Origin of the sequence: Paeniglutamicibacter sp. NPDC012692, assembly GCF_042901625.1 — a bacterium.
Classification (GTDB): domain Bacteria; phylum Actinomycetota; class Actinomycetes; order Actinomycetales; family Micrococcaceae; genus Paeniglutamicibacter.
On the sequence record NZ_JBIBDE010000006.1, the window covers coordinates 38734 to 55881 of the forward strand.

The window sequence follows — 17148 nt, forward strand, 5'->3', positions numbered from 1 at the left end:
GTGTAAATAAAGCACATAACATCAGCCCGAGTTGACAGTATGTGCAATGCACGGATGTCGACCTCACGGAACGAGGATCAATGAAGAAGCACAATCTCCGAGGAGCAGTAGTCGCAGGCGCGGCCGCCGCAGCACTGTTGCTGACCTCTTGCGGTTTCAGCGGGGGAACAACCTCCGGCGCTGCCAGCGGCTCCGCCGGCGCATCGGCCGGTGCCGTCACCACCCTGGACATGATGGTTCCGAGCTACTCCGACGGCACCAAGGCGCTGTGGGAAAAGGTCATCAAGGACTTTGAGGCAGCGAACACCGACGTCAAGGTCAACCTTGAAATGCAGTCCTGGGAAAACATCGAGGGTGTGCTGAAGACCAAGATCCAGGGCAACAAGGCCCCGGACATCTACAACGGCGGCGCATTCGCCGAGTTCGCTGCCGAGGGCCTGCTGGCCCCGGTCACCGACGTTGCCTCCGAGGCAACCATCGCCGACTTCCAGCCTTCCTTCGCCGACAACGAGAAGGTCGACGGCACCCAGTACGGCCTGCCGCTGATCGCCTCGGCCCGCGCGCTGTTCTACAACAAGGCGCTCATGAAGGACGCCGGCGTCGCCGACGTTCCCAAGACCTGGGACGAGCTCTACAACGCCTCGAAGGCCGTGAGCGAGAAGACCAAGTCCGCCGGCTATGGAATGCCCCTGGGCAACGAGGAAGCACAGGGCGAATCGCTGATCTGGTTCGCCGGCAACGGCGGCAACTTCGGCAACGCCACGGCAATCGAGGTCAACACCCCGGTGAACCTCGAGGCCGCCGACTTCATGCAGAAGATGATCAAGGACGGCGTCACCCAGAAGGATCCGGGCGCAACCCAGCGCACCCCGATGCTCAACACCTTCATCCAGGGCAAGATCGGCTTCGCATACGCGCTGCCGCAGACCGTTGGCCAGATCAAGAAGGAGAACCCTTCCCTTGAGTACGGCATCGCACCGGTTGCCACCAAGACCGGCGCCCCGGCGACCCTCGGCGTTGCCGACCGCCTGATGTCCTTCAAGAACGACGGTTCCAAGGCCGCAGCTGTCAAGAAGTTCATGGACTACTTCTTCTCCGCCGACGTCTACTCCAACTGGGTCACCACCGAAGGCTTCCTGCCGACCACCAAGTCGGGCTCCGAGAAGATGGCCGGCGACGAAACCCTCAAGCCGTTCCTGGACATGCTGCCGAACGCGGTGTTCTACCCGACCACCAACCCGGCCTGGAACGCCACCGACGGTGCGTTCAAGTCGCTGATGGGCCAGATTGCCACGGGCAAGTCGGCAACCGATGTCCTGAAGGAAATCCAGGCCAAGGCCGACGCAGCCAAGTAACACCACCGATCGATGCCGCATTGGCCCCGCCACGGGGCGCCCGCTGCAGCGATCAACCACACAAGCGAAACGGGGCTCACCGCCACCTCGAGGGTGAGCCCCGTTTTGCTTGGACCACAGACCCGTAAATCCCCGTAACGCAGGAGCACCCCCATGAGCGTCGCAACAGCACAGAAGCGCCTGGCAAAGCGCACATCTGCCCAGGAAGGCGGATCGTTCCTTGCCGCGCTGCCCTGGATCGGACCGGCAATCCTGCTGATCTTTGCCATCGTGGTGTTCCCCGCCGGGTACATGATCTACAACTCCACCCGAAAGATCTCCCAGGTCGGCACCGACCTCAAGGGCGTCGGATTCGACAACTTCGCCAAGGTCTTCGCCGACCCGAACCTGCCGCGCATCCTGCTGAACACCGTGGTCTGGGTGGTCGTCGTCGTGACGCTCACCGTTGTCATCTCGCTGGCCCTGGCCCAGTTCCTCAACAAGCCGTTCCCCGGACGCACCCTGGTGCGCATGGCCGTCATCGTTCCCTGGGCAGCCTCGGTCGTCATGACCACCACGGTGTTCTACTACGCCATGGACCCCAACTACGGCATCTTCAACAAGTTCCTCGTGGACATCGGGCTGCTCGACGAGGGCTTCGGCTTCACCAAGAACGCCGTCCCGGCGATGGCCGTCGCCATCGTGATCGCCGTCTTCGTGTCGATCCCGTTCACCACCTACACGATCCTCGCCGGGCTCCAGGCGGTGCCGAGCGAAACGCTGGAAGCCGCGCGCATGGACGGCGCCGGACGCTGGCGCACCTACATCTCGGTGATCCTGCCACAGCTGCGCGGCGCCCTGGCCGTGGCGGTCCTGATCAACATCATCAACGTGTTCAACAACCTGCCGATCCTGAAGATCATCACCGGGTCGATCCCCGGCTACAGCGCCGACACCCTGATGACCTACATCTTCAAGGTCCTGCAATTCGACAGGCGGCTGGACATCTCCTCCGCACTGTCGGTGCTGAACTTCGCGATCGTGATCGTGATCGTTGCCATTTACGTCAAGACCGTCAAGCCCATGAAGGAGGTCTAGGAAAGCCATGTCGATCCTGACTACCGAAGACCGCGCCTCCCGCAAGACCGTCATCTGGCGCATGATCGCCGGACTGGCAGTCGCCGCAATTTTCATGGTTCCCTACGCCGTGATGTTCGTCGGCTCGCTGAAGACCCGCGCCGAGATCCTTGCCGTCCCGCCCAGCTACTTCCCGCGCGAGGGCGCCCAATGGTCCAACTACATGACGATGTGGGACACCCCCGAAACGCCCGTGGCCTACAACCTCATTTCCACCATCGTGATCTCGTTGTGCGCCACCCTGCTGGTGCTGCTGGTGGCCACCCCCGCCGCCTACTACACCGCGCGCTTCAAGTTCCCCGGCAAGATGGCGTTCATGTTCCTGGTGATCGTCACCCAGATGCTGCAGCCCGCCGTGCTGACCGCCGGCCTGTTCAAGCAGATGCTGGCCATGGACCTGTACGACACGTGGCTGGCGATGATCCTGATCAACGCGGCGTTCAACCTGGCCTTCGCGGTCTGGATCATGCACTCCTTCTTCGCTTCGGTGCCCAAGGAAATCGACGAGGCCGCCCAGATCGACGGCGCCGGCAAGCTGCGGGTGCTGTTCAAGATCAACCTGCCGCTGGTGTGGCCGGGAATCGTCACCGCGGTGATCTTCACGTTCGTGTCCTGCTGGAACGAGTTCGCGGCCTCCCTGGTCATCCTCTCCACCGCGGAGAACCAGCCGCTGTCCGTGGCCCTGACCAAGTTCGTCGGCCAGTACTCGACGGCGTGGCAGTACGTCTTCGGCGTCTCGATCGTCGCGATCATCCCGGTGATTGCGCTGTTCATGCTCATTGAGAAGCGACTAATCGGCGGTTTGACCGCCGGAGCGGTAAAGTAAAACCCCATGTCCACATCTGCCTTGCCAGGAATCACGGCCTCCGCCGCGGAGGGATCCGCGAGGCTTTTGCGCTCCACTCCGGATGCCTGCAATGACTCCAACCACGGCCACTAGCCGGAAGACGGGAAGGTATCCACGATGAAACGCGAAGAACGACAGGGCACCATTCTGGAGCTTCTCTCCGAATTCGGGCAGATCGAGGTCGACGAAATAGTGCGGCGCCTTGAGGTCTCGCCGGCCACCGCGCGGCGGGACCTCGATTCGCTGGCTGCGGCCTCCCTGCTCTCGCGCACCCACGGAGGGGCGGTCAGCAACTCCGTGGCCTACGACCTTCCGGTGCGCTACCAGAAGGAAGAGGCGGCGGTGCAGAAGCACGCGATCGCCGTGCTCGCCGCCGGCCTGGTGAAGCAGGACATGGTCGTCGGGCTGTCCGGCGGGACCACCTCCAGCGCCATCGCCACCCAATTGGCAATGCGCCGCGACCTGGTCAACGAGTCCGGCCGGACCACGTTCACCGTTGTCACCAACGCCGTGAACATCGCCTCGTCGCTGGCCGTGCGAACCCACGTCAAGGTGATGGTGACCGGGGGAGTGCTGAACCCGCGGTCCTACGAACTGGTGGGCCCCTTCGCCGAACAGGCGCTGGAAAAGGTCACCCTCGACATCGCGTTCGTGGGCATCAACGGGCTCGAGGCCCACATCGGCCCCACCGTGTCCGACGAGTTCGAGGCGTCGATCAACGACCTCATGATCCGCCGGGCCCGGCGCAGCTACCTGGTGTGCGATTCCTCCAAGATCGGGCACAGTGCCTTCGCGGCGCTGACCCGGGCCACGTTCAACGCACTGATCACCGACGAGGGGATCACCGCCGAGCAAAAGCACGAGCTTGAATCGGCCGGCATCCCGGTGATCATCGCCCCCGCGGCGTTGCCAGGCCGCTAACCCCGGGCCGAGGCCGCGGCGCGCCGGATTCGGCCGGAGACCCTGGAAACCATGGCCGCCAGCCGCGCGGGATCGTTGGCCAGGTGGACGTCGTAGATGCTTTCCAGGCTCATGGCGCCGAGCCACACGCGTGCCCTCCACGCTTCCTGGGCGGTCGGCGCAATCAGGTCCAGCATCGCCTCTCCATGCCAGAGGCCCAGGTAAGCGCTGTTGAGGGCCGGATCCCAGGCCGCCGCCAGATCCCAATCCAGCACGCCAACGAGCCGGCTCTCCAGCCAATGCACGTTGTGACCGGCCAAGTCGCCGTGGACAAGCGCCGGTGGAATCGCGGCGAAGCCGGCGATGGTCGCCAGGACCAGTTCCGCATCCGCGAGCATTCCCGTGGGCAGCGCACGCAGCGTCGCGGCGGTCTTCGCGGGCGTCCAGGGGCCGTTGAACGCAAAGGGCTGTGCCAGCAGGTGGGCCAGCGGCGCGACGTCGATGCCCGCAAGTTCCGCCACCAGCCTCCGCAACGCCGCGGCATCACCCGTGTGCGGGGCATGTGCGCTTCCCGGGAGGTAACGCTGGACCACCGCGGAGCGGTCGCTGCCGTGCCACACGGGGGTCAGCGCCGTCGGCAGCTCGAAACCGAGCCGGGGCGCCAGAGCTTCCACGAGGTCCACCCGCCGCTGCATCTGCCGTCCGGCTTCAGGGGTGCGGCTGATCCGCAGCACCGCCTCGTTTTCGGCGACGAGTACCGCATGGAATTGGCCGCCCTCGTTGACATGGGCGGATTCCCAGTCGGGGCCCGAATAAAGGGATTGGGCGAGGGCAATTTCCTGTGGCAGAGGGTTCCGGATCACGGCACCATCCTTGCAGGTCAACCTCAAGGTGTTGCTACAGGTCGACGAAGTAGGATCGGGAACATGAATCAAAGGTCTGTGGAGCAAAGCCAACCCATCGAACCCGCGATGCCACCGGCCGGCAATCCGGAAGGCGCCTCGCGCAGGGCCCTGAAGGTCGAGCTGCTGATCGTGCTGGGCCTTTCCCTGGGGCAATCGGGCATCTACTCGATCGTGAACCTCATCGACAAGATGACCCGCGCACCCCTGGGTTCGCAGACGACGTCGCTGAACAACTCGCTGAACAAGCGCGAGTACTTCGACCTCACCTACCAACTCCTGGACATCTTCTTTGCCCTGGTGCCGGTCATGCTGGTGCTCTACCTGCTCTGGCGCTTGCCCGGCGGCAACCCCTTTGCCCGGCTGGGTTTTGACCTCGCGAAGCCATTCAGGGACCTGGGGTGGGGCGCCGGGCTGTTCCTGGCCATGGGCCTTGGAACGCTCGGTGTGTATGCGGCGGGCCGAGCGCTGGGGCTGACCACGATCATCGTCCCGGCCGCGCTCGACGACTATTGGTGGACCATTCCAGTCCTGGTCCTTTCGGCGGTCCGGCACGGGATCCTGGAAGAGGTCATCGTCGTGGGTTACCTCTTCGAGCGGCTGGGGCGTCTGGGCTGGGGCCAATGGCAGATCATTTTCACCAGCGCGGTGCTGCGCGGCAGCTACCACCTCTACCAGGGCATCGGTCCGTTTGTCGGCAACGTCGCGATGGGCGTCGTCTTCGGCTACGTGTATTCACGGAGGGGCCGTGTCATGCCGCTGGTCATCGCGCATGCGTTCCTGGACGTCGCCGGATTCGTCGGTTACGCGCTGCTTGGATCCGCTATCGGTGTCGGTTCCTAGAAACACGGTTTGATCACAGTATTTGTGATCACTTGTATGGGTCTGAGCCCTTGCTAGGCTGACGTGAAAGCCATTTTCGGTCAGCCCGCTACTTCCCGGACGAAAGCGACGCTCGGGAGTTCCTCGTCAGGAGAAGCACGTGCCCGCAGCCATGAGTTCACAAAGAATGTTTTGGGTTGGTTTGATTCTGGGCATCATCGGGCTTCTCTTTAACATCATTGTTTCGCCGATTTGGAATTGGCTGGCGATGAACCAGAATGACTTCGAACTGCCACTTGGCATGGCCGGCGCCGTTGTCTACGTGTTGCAACAAGGCACCTTCTACGGTGGCCTGTTCCTGTTTGTGGGGTCCTTTGTCGTCCGTTCGGCCGAGGCGGCCGTGGCCGGAATCCGCCAGGTACCGCAATCGCATCCCCACACGGAACAGGATTAGCGATCGCCGACCGGCGATCAGCCACAGGCCCCACCGAAGATGGAGAGAAGACGCCAATACTCATGAGTTCACGACAGATGTTGAGACTGGGACTGGCCATGGCCGCTGTTGGTGTGGTCTTTTCCTTTATGAGCAACGCCGTGATCCTGTGGCTGTATGACGCCGTTCCCATGGCCGGGGAAGTGATCGGAGGCGCCGTCTATGCGCTCCAACAGATTCTGTTTGTTGGCGGAATTTTCATGGCCATCGGCTCGATCGTGGTGCGGCACTTTGAGGTCTTGAGAGACGAAATGCAGCGAGTCGCCGGCGGGGGATTGGCCGGACCGGGGCAGAAACAGGGTTAAAGAACCGCGGGGGGGGGGGGGGGGGGGGGGGGGGGGGGGGGGGGGCGCGGCCCCCCGCCCCCCCCCCCCCCCGCGGGGGGGGGGGCCCCCCCCCCCCCCCCCCCCCCCCCCCCCCCCCCCCCCCCCGCGGTCGTTGGTTTGTTTGGGTGATTCCCTACAGCGTGATCGAACCCTTGGGGGTTTCGAAGGTGACCGAGAGGATTCCCGGCGTGCCGTTGGGTGCCTGCCAGTTGACCGTGACATCGCCGACCGGCAACTGCTCGGGCTGTCCGAGCCAGTCTGCGACGCGTTCGCTGGATCCGGCGATGCTGATCGACGAAATCTTGCCAACCGGGGTCAGTGCCTTCGACGGGTGCAGGTTCTCCGTCCCGTCATCCCAACGCAGCAGGTACGGGACCTGTGGATCGGCGATCAAGCCGTTGACGCCGATCTGGCGCCAGGTCAGTTCCTGTCCATCCGGGAACTTTCGGTTTCCCGGTACCGAGCTACGGCCCAGGCGTGCCTCGACCGGTGCCAGGTCATCAACAGCAACGCACCAGCCCATCCAGCCGCCGCCAAGTTCGGAACGGGCACGAACGGCCTGACCGAACGGTGCCTTGTCCGATGCGGGGTGGTTCAGTACCTCGACAACTTCGAGGTACTGGTCATTCTGCAACGGGAAGATGACATTGCGAGTACCAAATCGTGGGTGAATACCGCCCTTTACAGATTCGAGTCCAAGGGCCGCGCCGATCCGAGCGGCAGTTGCCGCGAGGCCGTCGGGTCCACAAGCGTAAGTTACATGGTCCAACCTCATCATGTGCCCATCATGGCACGATGTGATCTGGCTCTCGAGTTAGGGTTGCCTAACTTGAGTTTGGCTGGTGGTTTCATGGTCGGGATCGGGCCAGCGCCCCGCTACTTCCGGATTGTCACATTTTGAGATGTTCTTGCGCGCCCGCGTTTCCTTGCGCCAGACTGATTCACAAGGTCATGAGTTCCAGCAACAAGCCCCGGCTTGCTGGACGGCAACCCTCCACCGCGGTGGGGTGCCCCGGGTGAAGACCAGGCCCTGCGTCACAAGGACGCAGGACAAGCGCGGGCATGCCCCTATGTAGAATCCGACGCCACAGGTGTCGGCTACGGGCATACCCCTTGATTCCTCGAAGGGGAGAACGATGTCAAACGACTGGTCATTCGAAACTCGTCAGATCCACGTGGGCCAGGAGCCGGACGCCGCCACCGGCGCGCGGGCCCTGCCGATCTACCAAACCACCTCCTTTGTGTTCCCGACCGCGGAAAGCGCCGCCGCGCGCTTCGCGCTCCAGGAGCTGGAGCCTATCTACACGCGCATCGGCAACCCCACCCAGGACGCGGTTGAGCAGCGCATTGCCAGCCTCGAGGGTGGCGTCGGCGCACTGCTGCTGGCATCGGGCCAGGCAGCCACGACCTTCGCGATCCTGAACCTCGCAGAGGCCGGGGACCACATCGTGGCAAGCCCCAGCCTCTACGGCGGAACGCAGAACCTGTTCAAGCACACGCTGCGCAAGCTGGGTATCGAGGTCACCTTTGTTGCGGATCCCGACGACCTGGATGGCTGGCGTGCGGCGATCAAGCCAAACACCAAGGCCCTGTTCGGCGAAGTTGTCTCCAACCCTCGCCAGGACGTCCTGGACATCGAATCGATCTCGGCCATCGCCCACGAGGCAGGCGTGCCTTTGATCGTCGACAACACCCTTGCGACCCCGTACCTGGTGCGTCCCATCGAATGGGGTGCGGACATCGTGATCCACTCGGCCACCAAGTACCTCGGCGGCCACGGCACCGCGATCGCCGGCGTCATCGTGGACTCGGGCAACTTCGACTTCGCCGCCGATCCTGAGAAGTTCCCGGGCTTCAACACCCCGGACGAGTCCTACAACGGCCTGGTCTTCGGCCGCGACCTGGGTGTCAATGGCATCCTCGGCGCCAACCTCGCCTACATCCTCAAGGCCCGCGTTCAGCTGCTGCGCGACCTGGGTTCCGCCGTTTCCCCGTTCAATGCGTTCCTGATCGCCCAGGGCCTTGAGACGCTGTCGCTTCGCATCGAGCGCCACGTCTCCAACGCCGTGGAGGTCGCCAAGTGGCTCGAGGCGCAGCCGCAGGTCGAGTCGGTCAACTACGCCGGCATCGAGTCGAGCAAGTGGTTCGAACGCGGCCGCAAGTACGGCCCCAAGGGCATCGGTGCGATTGTTGCGTTCGAAATCTCCGGCGGCCTCGAGGCCGGCCAGGGATTCGTCGATGCGCTGAAGCTGCACTCCCACGTGGCGAACCTCGGCGACGTCCGCTCGTTGGTAGTCCACCCGGCCTCCACCACCCACGCACAGCTCACCGAGGACGAGCGGGTCGCCGCCGGCGTTACCCCGGGCCTGGTGCGCCTGAGCGTGGGTATTGAAAACATTGCCGACATCATTGCCGACCTCCGGGCCGGCTTTGAGGCAGTCGCCTCGCTCGCCGAGGTCGAACTGCAGGGCGTAACTCGTTGAGCGTGGAGACAGACGTGGTGCTTTACGACGCCGAAACTGCCCAGGCGTTGGGCTATGCCCCGGACGGGATCCTTCGGCACCTTCACACGGGTGAATACGCCTTCGAGACCGGCGGCGTTCTTCCTGACGTGGTGCTGGGCTTTGAAACGTGGGGGACGCTTAACGAAGACGCGTCCAACGCGGTTTACATTGCCCATGCGCTGACGGGGGATTCGCACGTTGCACGCGGACTCTCAACGGAGCCCGGCTGGTGGGACGGCTTTGTGGGCCCCGGAAAGACCGTGGACACCGACCGCTATTTTGTGGTCTCGGCAAACATGGTCGGCGGCTGCTCAGGATCCACCGGCCCGGCCAGCCTGGACCCGGACGGCAAGCCGTGGGGCTCGCGTTTCCCCTTCACCACCATCAAGGACTCCGTGCGCCTGGAAGCCCGCCTGGCCGATGCCCTGGGCATCAAGGTCTGGCACACGGTTCTCGGCGGTTCCATGGGCGGAGCCCGGGTGCTGGAATGGGCGGTTGAGTTCCCGGAACGCGTACGGAACTGCGTCGTGGTTGCGGCAACGGCGGAATCCTCGGCGGAACAGATCGCCTTTGCCCAGGCCCAGAGTGCGGCCATCCGCCTGGACCCGGACTTTGCCGGCGGCGACTACTACGCCAACGACAATGTCCCCTCGGCTGGGCTCGGCCTGGCCCGCAGGATCGCGCACATCACCTACCGTGCCGAACCCGAACTCGAGGTGCGGTTCGGCCGTACCGCACAGGCGGGGGAGGCTCCGGTTGGCTCTGCGAGCCTGGACCGCGGGCGCTACCAGGTGGAGAGCTACTTGGACCACCAGGCCAGCAAGCTGGTTGGTCGTTTCGACGCCAACAGCTACCTGGTGTTGACCGAGGCCTTGATGAGCCACGATGTGGGCCGCGGGCACGGTTCCGTGCAGGAGGCTCTGGCGCGGCTTGGTTCGGTGAACTTCTTCGTATCCGCGGTTGATTCCGATCGCCTGTACTGGCCTGAGCAGTCGGAACGCCTGGCGAAGTCCCTGCCGAACCCGGTGGAGGTCCGCTACATCACGTCGCCGATCGGGCACGACGGTTTCCTCACCGAAATCGAACAGCTCGGTGAAGCGCTTGCGGAACAGATTTTCTCCTAGGAATCTGACTCGCAGAAGGCAGCCGCAGGGCTGAAACGGGTGGCTCCGGCCGAAGAAACAATCTTCGGCCGGAGCCATCAGTCTTTGCGCGCCAAGTGGATCTAGTCGGTGAGTGCCTTGAGGCGTGCCTGGGTGTATTCGTCTCGGGTAATGACACCGCGGGCCAAAAGGCTATCCAGTTCAATCAATTTCTGTTCTACGGTCTTCTTCGGCGCCAGCATTTCCGAGTTGGCAGCACGGACAGCCAACTCGGTTTGCAGGGTGAAAGGATCCAGTCCCGCGTTCTTGCTGGCCTTGTAGTTGCGGACGCCAACGACAGCCGTGAAGATGAATGCTGCAAGGACGAGTAAGGCAACGATTGCGAAAATCACGCCGAATGAATCAAAAACGAAACCCAAGCCACCGGGAAAGTCAGTCCCGCCTGTGCCCACGTATCCGAAATCGACAGGTTCAGAGTTCCCCATTTGTTCCAGGATTTCCGGCGGAATGTCGTCGAATGTTGTCGTGCTTGCTAGGTTCATCATTGACGTCCTGTCCCGGCATGAGCCGCAGTGAAACAGGCCAATGACATGGCCTGTAGTCACTAGTTAAGCATCAATTGATTGCAGAACCGCCGAATTTCGCAAATCGTTTTCCATTTGTGACGGGTTGTTCAGTTTTCCGGCGAGATGTTCAGTCGCTTGATCCGGTGCCCAACAAAGGTCCGGCGGTGGGCTCACTGAACGGAACGGCAAGTGGGCGCTTGGCGGTGATGCCGTCTCCCGAGGATTGGTGCCGGATGCGGCGGATGACCCACGGGGCCAAATGCGTGCGAGCCCAGATCAGGTCCTCGCGGCGGGCTTCGCGCCAATTCTTGGTTTCGGCTTCGCCGGGCTCTGCGTGCTGCAAGTCGTGCGGAACGTTCAGGGCGTCAAGTGCCATGGCCGCAATCGTGTGGTGTCCGAGCGAGGAGAAATGCAGTCGATCGTCGGCCCACATTTGTGGCTGGTGCAGTTCGCGCAGCGACCACATGTCGGCCACGACGGCGTCGTATCGGGCGGCAATGGTGCGAACGTTTTCGTTGTAGATCGCGACCTTGCCGCGGATGCCGCCCAATACCGGCGTGTCACGGATATCCGGGCCGGTGAAAAGCAAAATGGTGGCGCCAGATGTCGCAAGAATCCGCATGAGAGCATCGAGCTTGTCGGCGATGGCGTCAGGGTCGCCGCCCGGGCGAATGACGTCGTTTCCGCCGGCGCAAAGACTGATCAGATCCGGCTTGAGCTCAAGTGCCGGGCCAGCCTGCTCGTCGAAAATCTGGGCAATGAGACGGCCGCGGATGGCGAGATTCGCGTAGGCGAAGTCCTCGACGCCTTGGCTGAGCTGCTCGGCCACGCGGTCTGCCCACCCGCGGTAGCCGCCGGGGCTGCTTGGATCAACATCGCCAATTCCTTCGGTGAAGGAATCGCCCAGGGCCACGTAGCGTCGCCACGGGTGGAGAAGCGTGCTGTCGGTCGAGGAGTCTTCTTTGAGTGGGATGGCCATGTTGTTCACAGAGGTATTCTTACCAAAGAATATCTAAGTTACCTAAGCGTAGGTTCAGCTCCCCGCGCCCCGCCGCCGTTTGGTGACGGGGCGTGTTCTTTTATTTCGCCCTTCACCAGCCATTCCAGCGGCGCACCGGTGCGCAAAGCGAACTTCTTTAGCTGAATGTCATTTGGCTTGGATCGGCCGTTCAGCCAAGCACTCACCGAGTTTCGGTTGATGCCGACTGCTTCAGCGATTTCTTGAACACTCACGTCTGCAACTCGCAATGCCTTGCGCATGCGGTCGTGAATATCCATCTCAAAGCGGAAAACGTACATCGGTTGTTCAGTCATGCAACTAGCATTGCACCATTTCTAAGTTCATGCAACGAACATTGCAATGCAATTTGCGACACGCCGCCTAGTTTGCTTTGCGCATTGCAATGCAACTATCTTTGCGTCATGACCACTCCAACAGATCAAGCCCGAATGATCGTCCCTGATCAGCTAGTCGGTGCTGCAACAGTGTGTGACCTGCTGGGGATTGACCGCTCAACGATGAGTCGACGCATAGCAGCCGGCAAGCTCACACCGCTTGCCCGTCTTGATGGGCCGCATGGCGCGTTCGTGTTCGATCTGAATGACGTAAAAACCGAGGGCAGCAAGTGAGTATCGAATCCATGGCCATTGCCCTGCACCACAGCAAAGCCACCGGCGCAGCGAAGCTCGTCATGATCGGCATTGCCAACCACGACGGCGACGGCGGCGCATGGCCGTCAATCGCCACGCTGGCTAAGTACGCTTCTGTCACGCCCCGCCAAGTCCAGAAGCACATCAGTGCACTTGTGGAGCTTGGGGAGGTGCAGCGCCATATGCAGCAGGGCGGCACGCGCATGACACCAGATCACAGCCGGCCGAATCTCTACAGCATCACTCTTCAGTGCCCCCCAGGATGCGATCGCACGAAGAACCACAAGGTTGTTGATAAGCCAGCGCAGGGGGTGTCGCCAGCGACAGGGGGTGTCGGTAGCGACACCCGGGGGGTGTCGCCAGCGACAGGGGGAGGGGTGTCGCCAGCGACACCCGAACCATCCTTAGAACCACCCCTTAACTCTGATGGCAGTTTTCCTAGTACCTCACCAGAGCGCGCGGCCGTCTGCTGGGCCTGTGGACAACCGAGATGCATCAACGGGGCACGGTACTGCAAACAGTGCATCAACAGCGGGCTGAACACTCCCATGATCGAGTGCACCGGCTGTAGCGCAGCAGGACGACGCCACACACCGGGACAACAACACTTCACATGCGGCCCATGCAAGGACGCATCACCCATTCAAGAAGCTTTTGACCATGAAGGAGCGAATCACCATGCTGTCTGACCGACCAGAGATTGAGCTACTGCCCATGCGGCCCATTGCATCGGTCACGGTGGCCAAGTCCGAATACATGAACCGGGAACACGGATTTGCTTCACCGGTTGACGGAGACGAACGCCTGAAGCACGAATATCGCCAGTTCGTTCGCACCGCTCGCCTGATGCAGCACGACGCAGCAGCCGGCGACCTGCACGACCTCGAAGATTACCTTCCGATGGAACCACCGTGCTGACCGACTGGCTGGCCATTGCGCCGAGCTGGCTGCACCCGCTCGTGACCACGATTTGGAATTGGTACACGACATGGCTCTAGAACTACATCCCACGTTCACCGAATTGCCCCGGGAACGCCGCCGGGAAGAAGTCGAGCGCGGCCGAGCACGCTACCGGGCACAGGTCGAGGTTCACCACGCGTTCCGCGATCAGTACACCAAGCGCCAGGCACTTATCGAAGGCACCGCAGGGCCGGCCCGCGTGCACGCCATCACCGACGCACTGCTAGCCGAAGAACAGACCCGAGAAGCACACCGCAAGCTAACCCGGCTGCATGCCGAACTGGAATGGATGACGAAGCATGAATAACGCCCAACCGCGCCTGTGGGATTCCGCGCAGGTTGCCGAGTTCACCGGGCTGACCGTCCACGCCGTTGCCCACCTACGCCGCAGCGGCCGAGGGCCGGCCTTTAGCCGGCTCGGCAAGCACGTGCGCTACACACCCGGCGACGTACGCCGCTGGGTAGACCAAAACAAGACCACACCCGAAGGAAACACCCCATGAGCCCTTTCATCATTCCTGCGCTGCTGCTGGTGGCCCTGCTAGCCGGCTCTATCGGCTGGCTGGCCGGCCGCGAAGTCCAGAAGCTCAAGCAGGGGATCACCGCGCCCGAGAACCTGATCCACGCCGATTGCGTCGAATGCGACTTTGAATCGCACCCCGGCACCTTCAGCCAAGCCCAAGCCGTGGCCCGCAACCACTCGAAGAACACCGGCCACGCCGCCGTGATGCTGGTAGGCCCCAATGGTTAGGAAGTCAGGCCGTGGCTCCAAGGCCATGACCGCGCTCGTGCTGGCCACCTACGGCGACGTCTGCCACCTGAAACTACCGGGCTGCACGCGCCGCGCCACCACTAAAGACCACATCGTGCCCTACAGCTTGGGCGGTGAAGACGTGCTCGAGAACTACCGGCCCGCCTGCCGGCCCTGCAACAGCGCCCGCGGAAACAGGATCTATGGCGGGGCCGGGTTCGGCGCCAACGTCAAGGTGGTCATCGGCCCGCCCGCCGCCGGCAAGACCACCCACATTGAGCAGCACTCAACCCTCAACGACATCATGATCGACCTAGACGCAATCGCCAGGGCACTGATGCCCAACCAGCAAGCCCACTCGCACGTCTACCCGGTGCACGTGCGGCACGTGGCCATCGGTGCACGCAAGGCCGCCATCGACCGGGCCACACGCCTGAAGGAACGCTGCACCGTCTGGATCATCCACGCCGTGCCCACGCCTGACGAGATAGCCCGTTATCAGGCCATGCGCTGGGAAGTCATCGAGATTGACCCCGGCCGTGAGGAAGTCCTGCGCCGCTGCTATGCCGACCGGCCCGACTATGTGATGCCCACGGTAGACCGCTGGTATGCATACAAGGCCGGCCGCACCATCACCGACACCAGCGACTACGACGATGCAACCACCGCACTGAAGCCAAGCAACACCACCGCACAACCATCAAGGGATTGGTAGCCATGGACAACTATCCACAGAGACTCCTACTCAAGCGAGCTGAAGCGCAGAGGACAAAGCTTGAGGAACTAAGCACCAAGCGGCATCAACTGTTCAAGGAACTTGAATCGAATCGAATCATGATCCAACTGGTTGCCGAAGAACGAACGATGTGGCTTGATGCCGCAAAGAAACTTGAGTCGTAAGTTGCCCCCGTTTTTCTGATTCGGGATGCTCTGGACACCCCAGCGCCCACCGTCCATCCCTCCCCCCAACCCCCAAAAAATAAAAAGGCAGGAGGTGCCAAATGAACGACAACGAAGACCCCACACAAGCCCTTTTTGAGCTGGAAAAACCCGAAGAACGGGCAAGTTCCATAGAAAAATCCGTATACGCGTCGATTGAAGCGATAAGGGCCACCGCCGGCATCCCTGCATCCAAGGAATTCCTTGCACAGACCGCCATGGAACTGGCCCGCAGCATCTACAAGGGCAACCTGAAGGGCCGCGCCGTTGCCCAGGAATCCGCGCAGCTCGTGGCCACCTTGGAACTGCTCGAACCCGTCGATGACGCCGCCGACGACACCAATTCACTGCCCGATGACGTAAGAAAGCTATTCGATGCATTCGCAGCTAGCCCAGCACTACCCGGGCCTAGTGCCCCCGCGCCAAGCCACGCCGCGTGACTACACGCGAGCAACCTACGGCGGGCACACCGCAGCGGCAGCAGCCGGCCTAGGCACCCCGCTGCTGCCGTGGCAGAAGTACGTGGCCGACGTGGCCGGCGAACTCAACGACGATGGATCATTTGTCTACGGCACCGTCGTGGTGACCGTGCAGCGCCAAGCCGGCAAGACCACCCTTGACCTTGCCAACGACATTCAAAATTGCTTGATGGGGCCGAAGCGCCGCGTTTGGTACACGGCCCAGTCGGGGCAGCACGCATCCGACAAATGGCTGGAAATGGCCGAAGCGTTCGAGAAGTCACCCTTCAGGCACATGGGCCGGGTGCGCCGCTCCAACGGCACGCAGATGATCACGTTCCACAACGGCAGCACGGTACGCCCCCACCCGCCCACGGCCGATTCGCTGCACTCCAAGCAGTCGGACAAGAACACCATCGACGAAGCTTGGTTCTTCAACAACCTGCAAGCCAACGCGCTGAAACAGGCCATCGTGCCGACCACCACCACCCGGCGCAAGAAAACCGGGCACCGCCCGCAACTGTGGGTGTTGTCCACCGAAGGAACCCTTGAATCCGAGTACCTCAATGCGCTGCTGGCCCAGTGCCGCGAAGCGTGCCCCCCAGGCACCGCATTCTTCGACTTCGGCATTGACCCGAGCATTCCCACGCCAAACGTGGACAAGCCCGACGAACTCAAGGCGTTCATGAAGGAAATCGCCGCCGCGCACCCCGGCTACGGGTTCCTGTTCGAGATGGATGACCTCTATGGGTTCCTTGCCGATCTTGGCCTGTCCGAGTTCCTGCGCGCCTACGGCAACCGGCGAACAGGCGCGACCGAGCGCGTGATAACCGAAGCGGACTGGAACGCCGCGAGCACCGTCACCAAGCTGCCGGCAACGGTCTGTTTCGGTGCCGCCGTGGGCATGGACGGCATAGACACCGCCATCACTGCCACCGGCATCGTGGACGGCAAGAAGATCAGCGAGGTGGTGGACTGGCGACCCGGCAGCGGCCACGCGTTCAGGCGCTGCATGGAGCTGTACGAGAAGCACGGCGCACCGTTCGCCATCGACTCTTACGGCCCGTCGGCCGACCTGCACGACAAGTGCAAGCGCGCCGGCATCCCGCTGATCGATCTCAAGACAAGTTCCGTTTCCGCTGCATGCAGCCAGGTCTATTCCGGCGTGGCGCGCAAGGACGAACCGGCCATCTGGCTGCACCGCCCCGACCAGTGGAACGCCCTTGACGACGCGGCCGAGGTGGCAGCGAAGCGCAGCGTGGGCGACGGCGCGTGGGTATGGGGCCGGCGCGCGTCGGTGGGTTCGACGGCCGCGCTCGAAGCCGCAACGCTGGGCACGTGGGGCATCGACCACATGCCCGAAGTGGCAGGTATTCAGATTTTTTAGGGCCGCTTGTAACCGCGAGTAACTGCGAGTAACCACGGCCAACCGCGCGCACCGCTTGGCGCGTCGGCT

The 17148-nt window shown here is 62.7% G+C and carries 24 protein-coding genes and 1 riboswitch; of the genes, 19 read left to right on the plus strand and 5 right to left on the minus strand.

Going from position 1 to position 17148, the window contains the following annotated elements:
* Window positions 1-80 precede the first annotated feature (80 nt).
* The 4 genes from ACFY5D_RS17975 to ACFY5D_RS17990 all read left to right on the plus strand — a co-directional run bounded on the left by ACFY5D_RS17975 (window position 81) and on the right by ACFY5D_RS17990 (window position 4239).
* Entirely contained in the window at window positions 81-1355 is a 1275-nt protein-coding gene (locus ACFY5D_RS17975; protein ID WP_387533009.1) for an extracellular solute-binding protein, read from the plus strand.
* A 153-nt stretch (window positions 1356-1508) separates the two neighbouring features.
* Entirely contained in the window at window positions 1509-2432 is a 924-nt protein-coding gene (locus tag ACFY5D_RS17980) for a carbohydrate ABC transporter permease (protein WP_387533012.1), read from the plus strand.
* A gap of 7 nt (window positions 2433-2439) precedes the next feature.
* The gene (locus ACFY5D_RS17985) at window positions 2440-3297 is read left to right on the plus strand and encodes a carbohydrate ABC transporter permease (protein WP_387533015.1); all 858 of its coding nucleotides are present in this window, start codon (window positions 2440-2442) and stop codon (window positions 3295-3297) included.
* Window positions 3298-3435: 138 nt separating this feature from the next.
* The gene (locus ACFY5D_RS17990) at window positions 3436-4239 is read left to right on the plus strand and encodes a DeoR/GlpR family DNA-binding transcription regulator (RefSeq protein ID WP_387533018.1); all 804 of its coding nucleotides are present in this window, start codon (window positions 3436-3438) and stop codon (window positions 4237-4239) included.
* On the opposite strand, the gene ACFY5D_RS17995 is transcribed toward ACFY5D_RS17990, so the two are convergent.
* Complete coding sequence (locus tag ACFY5D_RS17995; protein WP_387533021.1) at window positions 4236-5081, minus strand: phosphotransferase family protein; 846 nt, start codon at window positions 5079-5081, stop codon at window positions 4236-4238. The two genes, ACFY5D_RS17990 and ACFY5D_RS17995, sit on opposite strands and share 4 nt — an antisense overlap.
* Window positions 5082-5189: 108 nt before the next feature.
* On the opposite strand from ACFY5D_RS17995, the gene ACFY5D_RS18000 reads away from it, so the two are divergent.
* From ACFY5D_RS18000 to ACFY5D_RS18010, 3 genes are all read left to right on the plus strand, one after another.
* Window positions 5190-5963 carry a CPBP family intramembrane glutamic endopeptidase gene (locus ACFY5D_RS18000; RefSeq protein WP_387533650.1) on the plus strand — a complete coding sequence of 258 codons (774 nt, stop codon included), beginning with the start codon at window positions 5190-5192 and terminating at the stop codon, window positions 5961-5963.
* 139 nt (window positions 5964-6102) lie between these two features.
* Complete coding sequence (locus ACFY5D_RS18005) at window positions 6103-6396, plus strand: hypothetical protein (RefSeq protein WP_387533023.1); 294 nt, start codon at window positions 6103-6105, stop codon at window positions 6394-6396.
* 98 nt (window positions 6397-6494) lie between these two features.
* Window positions 6495-6740, plus strand: coding sequence for a hypothetical protein (locus ACFY5D_RS18010; RefSeq protein ID WP_387533026.1), 246 nt, complete (start codon window positions 6495-6497; stop codon window positions 6738-6740).
* 154 nt (window positions 6741-6894) lie between these two features.
* On the opposite strand, the gene ACFY5D_RS18015 is transcribed toward ACFY5D_RS18010, so the two are convergent.
* Window positions 6895-7539: a VOC family protein gene (locus tag ACFY5D_RS18015; RefSeq protein ID WP_387533029.1), complete on the minus strand. Its 645-nt coding sequence runs from the start codon at window positions 7537-7539 to the stop codon at window positions 6895-6897.
* A 169-nt stretch (window positions 7540-7708) separates the two neighbouring features.
* Window positions 7709-7824, plus strand: a riboswitch (SAM riboswitch).
* Window positions 7825-7897: 73 nt separating this feature from the next.
* On the opposite strand from ACFY5D_RS18015, the gene ACFY5D_RS18020 reads away from it, so the two are divergent.
* Window positions 7898-9244, plus strand: a complete 1347-nt coding sequence (locus tag ACFY5D_RS18020; protein WP_387533032.1) for a bifunctional o-acetylhomoserine/o-acetylserine sulfhydrylase — start codon at window positions 7898-7900, stop codon at window positions 9242-9244.
* Window positions 9245-9246: 2 nt separating this feature from the next.
* Window positions 9247-10389, plus strand: coding sequence for a homoserine O-acetyltransferase (locus ACFY5D_RS18025; protein WP_387533652.1), 1143 nt, complete (start codon window positions 9247-9249; stop codon window positions 10387-10389).
* A 101-nt stretch (window positions 10390-10490) separates the two neighbouring features.
* Here the strand turns inward: ACFY5D_RS18025 and ACFY5D_RS18030 are convergent, their stop codons facing one another.
* The 3 genes from ACFY5D_RS18030 to ACFY5D_RS18040 all read right to left on the minus strand — a co-directional run bounded on the left by ACFY5D_RS18030 (window position 10491) and on the right by ACFY5D_RS18040 (window position 12248).
* Window positions 10491-10913, minus strand: a complete 423-nt coding sequence (locus ACFY5D_RS18030; protein WP_387533035.1) for an SHOCT domain-containing protein — start codon at window positions 10911-10913, stop codon at window positions 10491-10493.
* 148 nt (window positions 10914-11061) lie between these two features.
* On the minus strand, window positions 11062-11913 hold the full coding sequence (locus tag ACFY5D_RS18035; RefSeq protein WP_387533654.1) for an SGNH/GDSL hydrolase family protein: 852 nt from the start codon (window positions 11911-11913) through the stop codon (window positions 11062-11064).
* A 38-nt stretch (window positions 11914-11951) separates the two neighbouring features.
* Window positions 11952-12248: a helix-turn-helix domain-containing protein gene (locus ACFY5D_RS18040; RefSeq protein ID WP_387533038.1), complete on the minus strand. Its 297-nt coding sequence runs from the start codon at window positions 12246-12248 to the stop codon at window positions 11952-11954.
* A gap of 108 nt (window positions 12249-12356) precedes the next feature.
* On the opposite strand from ACFY5D_RS18040, the gene ACFY5D_RS18045 reads away from it, so the two are divergent.
* From ACFY5D_RS18045 to ACFY5D_RS18090, 10 genes are all read left to right on the plus strand, one after another.
* The gene (locus ACFY5D_RS18045; RefSeq protein ID WP_387533041.1) at window positions 12357-12563 is read left to right on the plus strand and encodes a helix-turn-helix transcriptional regulator; all 207 of its coding nucleotides are present in this window, start codon (window positions 12357-12359) and stop codon (window positions 12561-12563) included.
* An 11-nt stretch (window positions 12564-12574) separates the two neighbouring features.
* Window positions 12575-13273 carry a helix-turn-helix domain-containing protein gene (locus ACFY5D_RS18050; protein ID WP_387533044.1) on the plus strand — a complete coding sequence of 233 codons (699 nt, stop codon included), beginning with the start codon at window positions 12575-12577 and terminating at the stop codon, window positions 13271-13273.
* Window positions 13245-13502 carry a hypothetical protein gene (locus ACFY5D_RS18055; RefSeq protein ID WP_387533047.1) on the plus strand — a complete coding sequence of 86 codons (258 nt, stop codon included), beginning with the start codon at window positions 13245-13247 and terminating at the stop codon, window positions 13500-13502. The genes ACFY5D_RS18050 and ACFY5D_RS18055 overlap by 29 nt, the downstream gene beginning before the upstream one ends.
* A 70-nt stretch (window positions 13503-13572) precedes the next feature.
* Window positions 13573-13851, plus strand: a complete 279-nt coding sequence (locus ACFY5D_RS18060; RefSeq protein ID WP_387533050.1) for a hypothetical protein — start codon at window positions 13573-13575, stop codon at window positions 13849-13851.
* Window positions 13844-14047 (plus strand): helix-turn-helix transcriptional regulator, encoded by a 204-nt coding sequence (locus ACFY5D_RS18065; protein ID WP_387533053.1) that lies wholly within the window; start codon window positions 13844-13846, stop codon window positions 14045-14047. Before ACFY5D_RS18060 ends, ACFY5D_RS18065 begins: the two co-directional genes overlap by 8 nt.
* Entirely contained in the window at window positions 14044-14295 is a 252-nt protein-coding gene (locus tag ACFY5D_RS18070; protein WP_387533056.1) for a hypothetical protein, read from the plus strand. Before ACFY5D_RS18065 ends, ACFY5D_RS18070 begins: the two co-directional genes overlap by 4 nt.
* Window positions 14288-15010 carry an HNH endonuclease gene (locus tag ACFY5D_RS18075; RefSeq protein WP_387533059.1) on the plus strand — a complete coding sequence of 241 codons (723 nt, stop codon included), beginning with the start codon at window positions 14288-14290 and terminating at the stop codon, window positions 15008-15010. Before ACFY5D_RS18070 ends, ACFY5D_RS18075 begins: the two co-directional genes overlap by 8 nt.
* A gap of 2 nt (window positions 15011-15012) precedes the next feature.
* Complete coding sequence (locus ACFY5D_RS18080; RefSeq protein WP_387533061.1) at window positions 15013-15195, plus strand: hypothetical protein; 183 nt, start codon at window positions 15013-15015, stop codon at window positions 15193-15195.
* 101 nt (window positions 15196-15296) lie between these two features.
* The gene (locus ACFY5D_RS18085) at window positions 15297-15674 is read left to right on the plus strand and encodes a hypothetical protein (RefSeq protein ID WP_387533064.1); all 378 of its coding nucleotides are present in this window, start codon (window positions 15297-15299) and stop codon (window positions 15672-15674) included.
* Window positions 15610-17079, plus strand: a complete 1470-nt coding sequence (locus tag ACFY5D_RS18090) for a hypothetical protein (protein ID WP_387533066.1) — start codon at window positions 15610-15612, stop codon at window positions 17077-17079. The genes ACFY5D_RS18085 and ACFY5D_RS18090 overlap by 65 nt, the downstream gene beginning before the upstream one ends.
* Window positions 17080-17148: the final 69 nt, after the last annotated feature.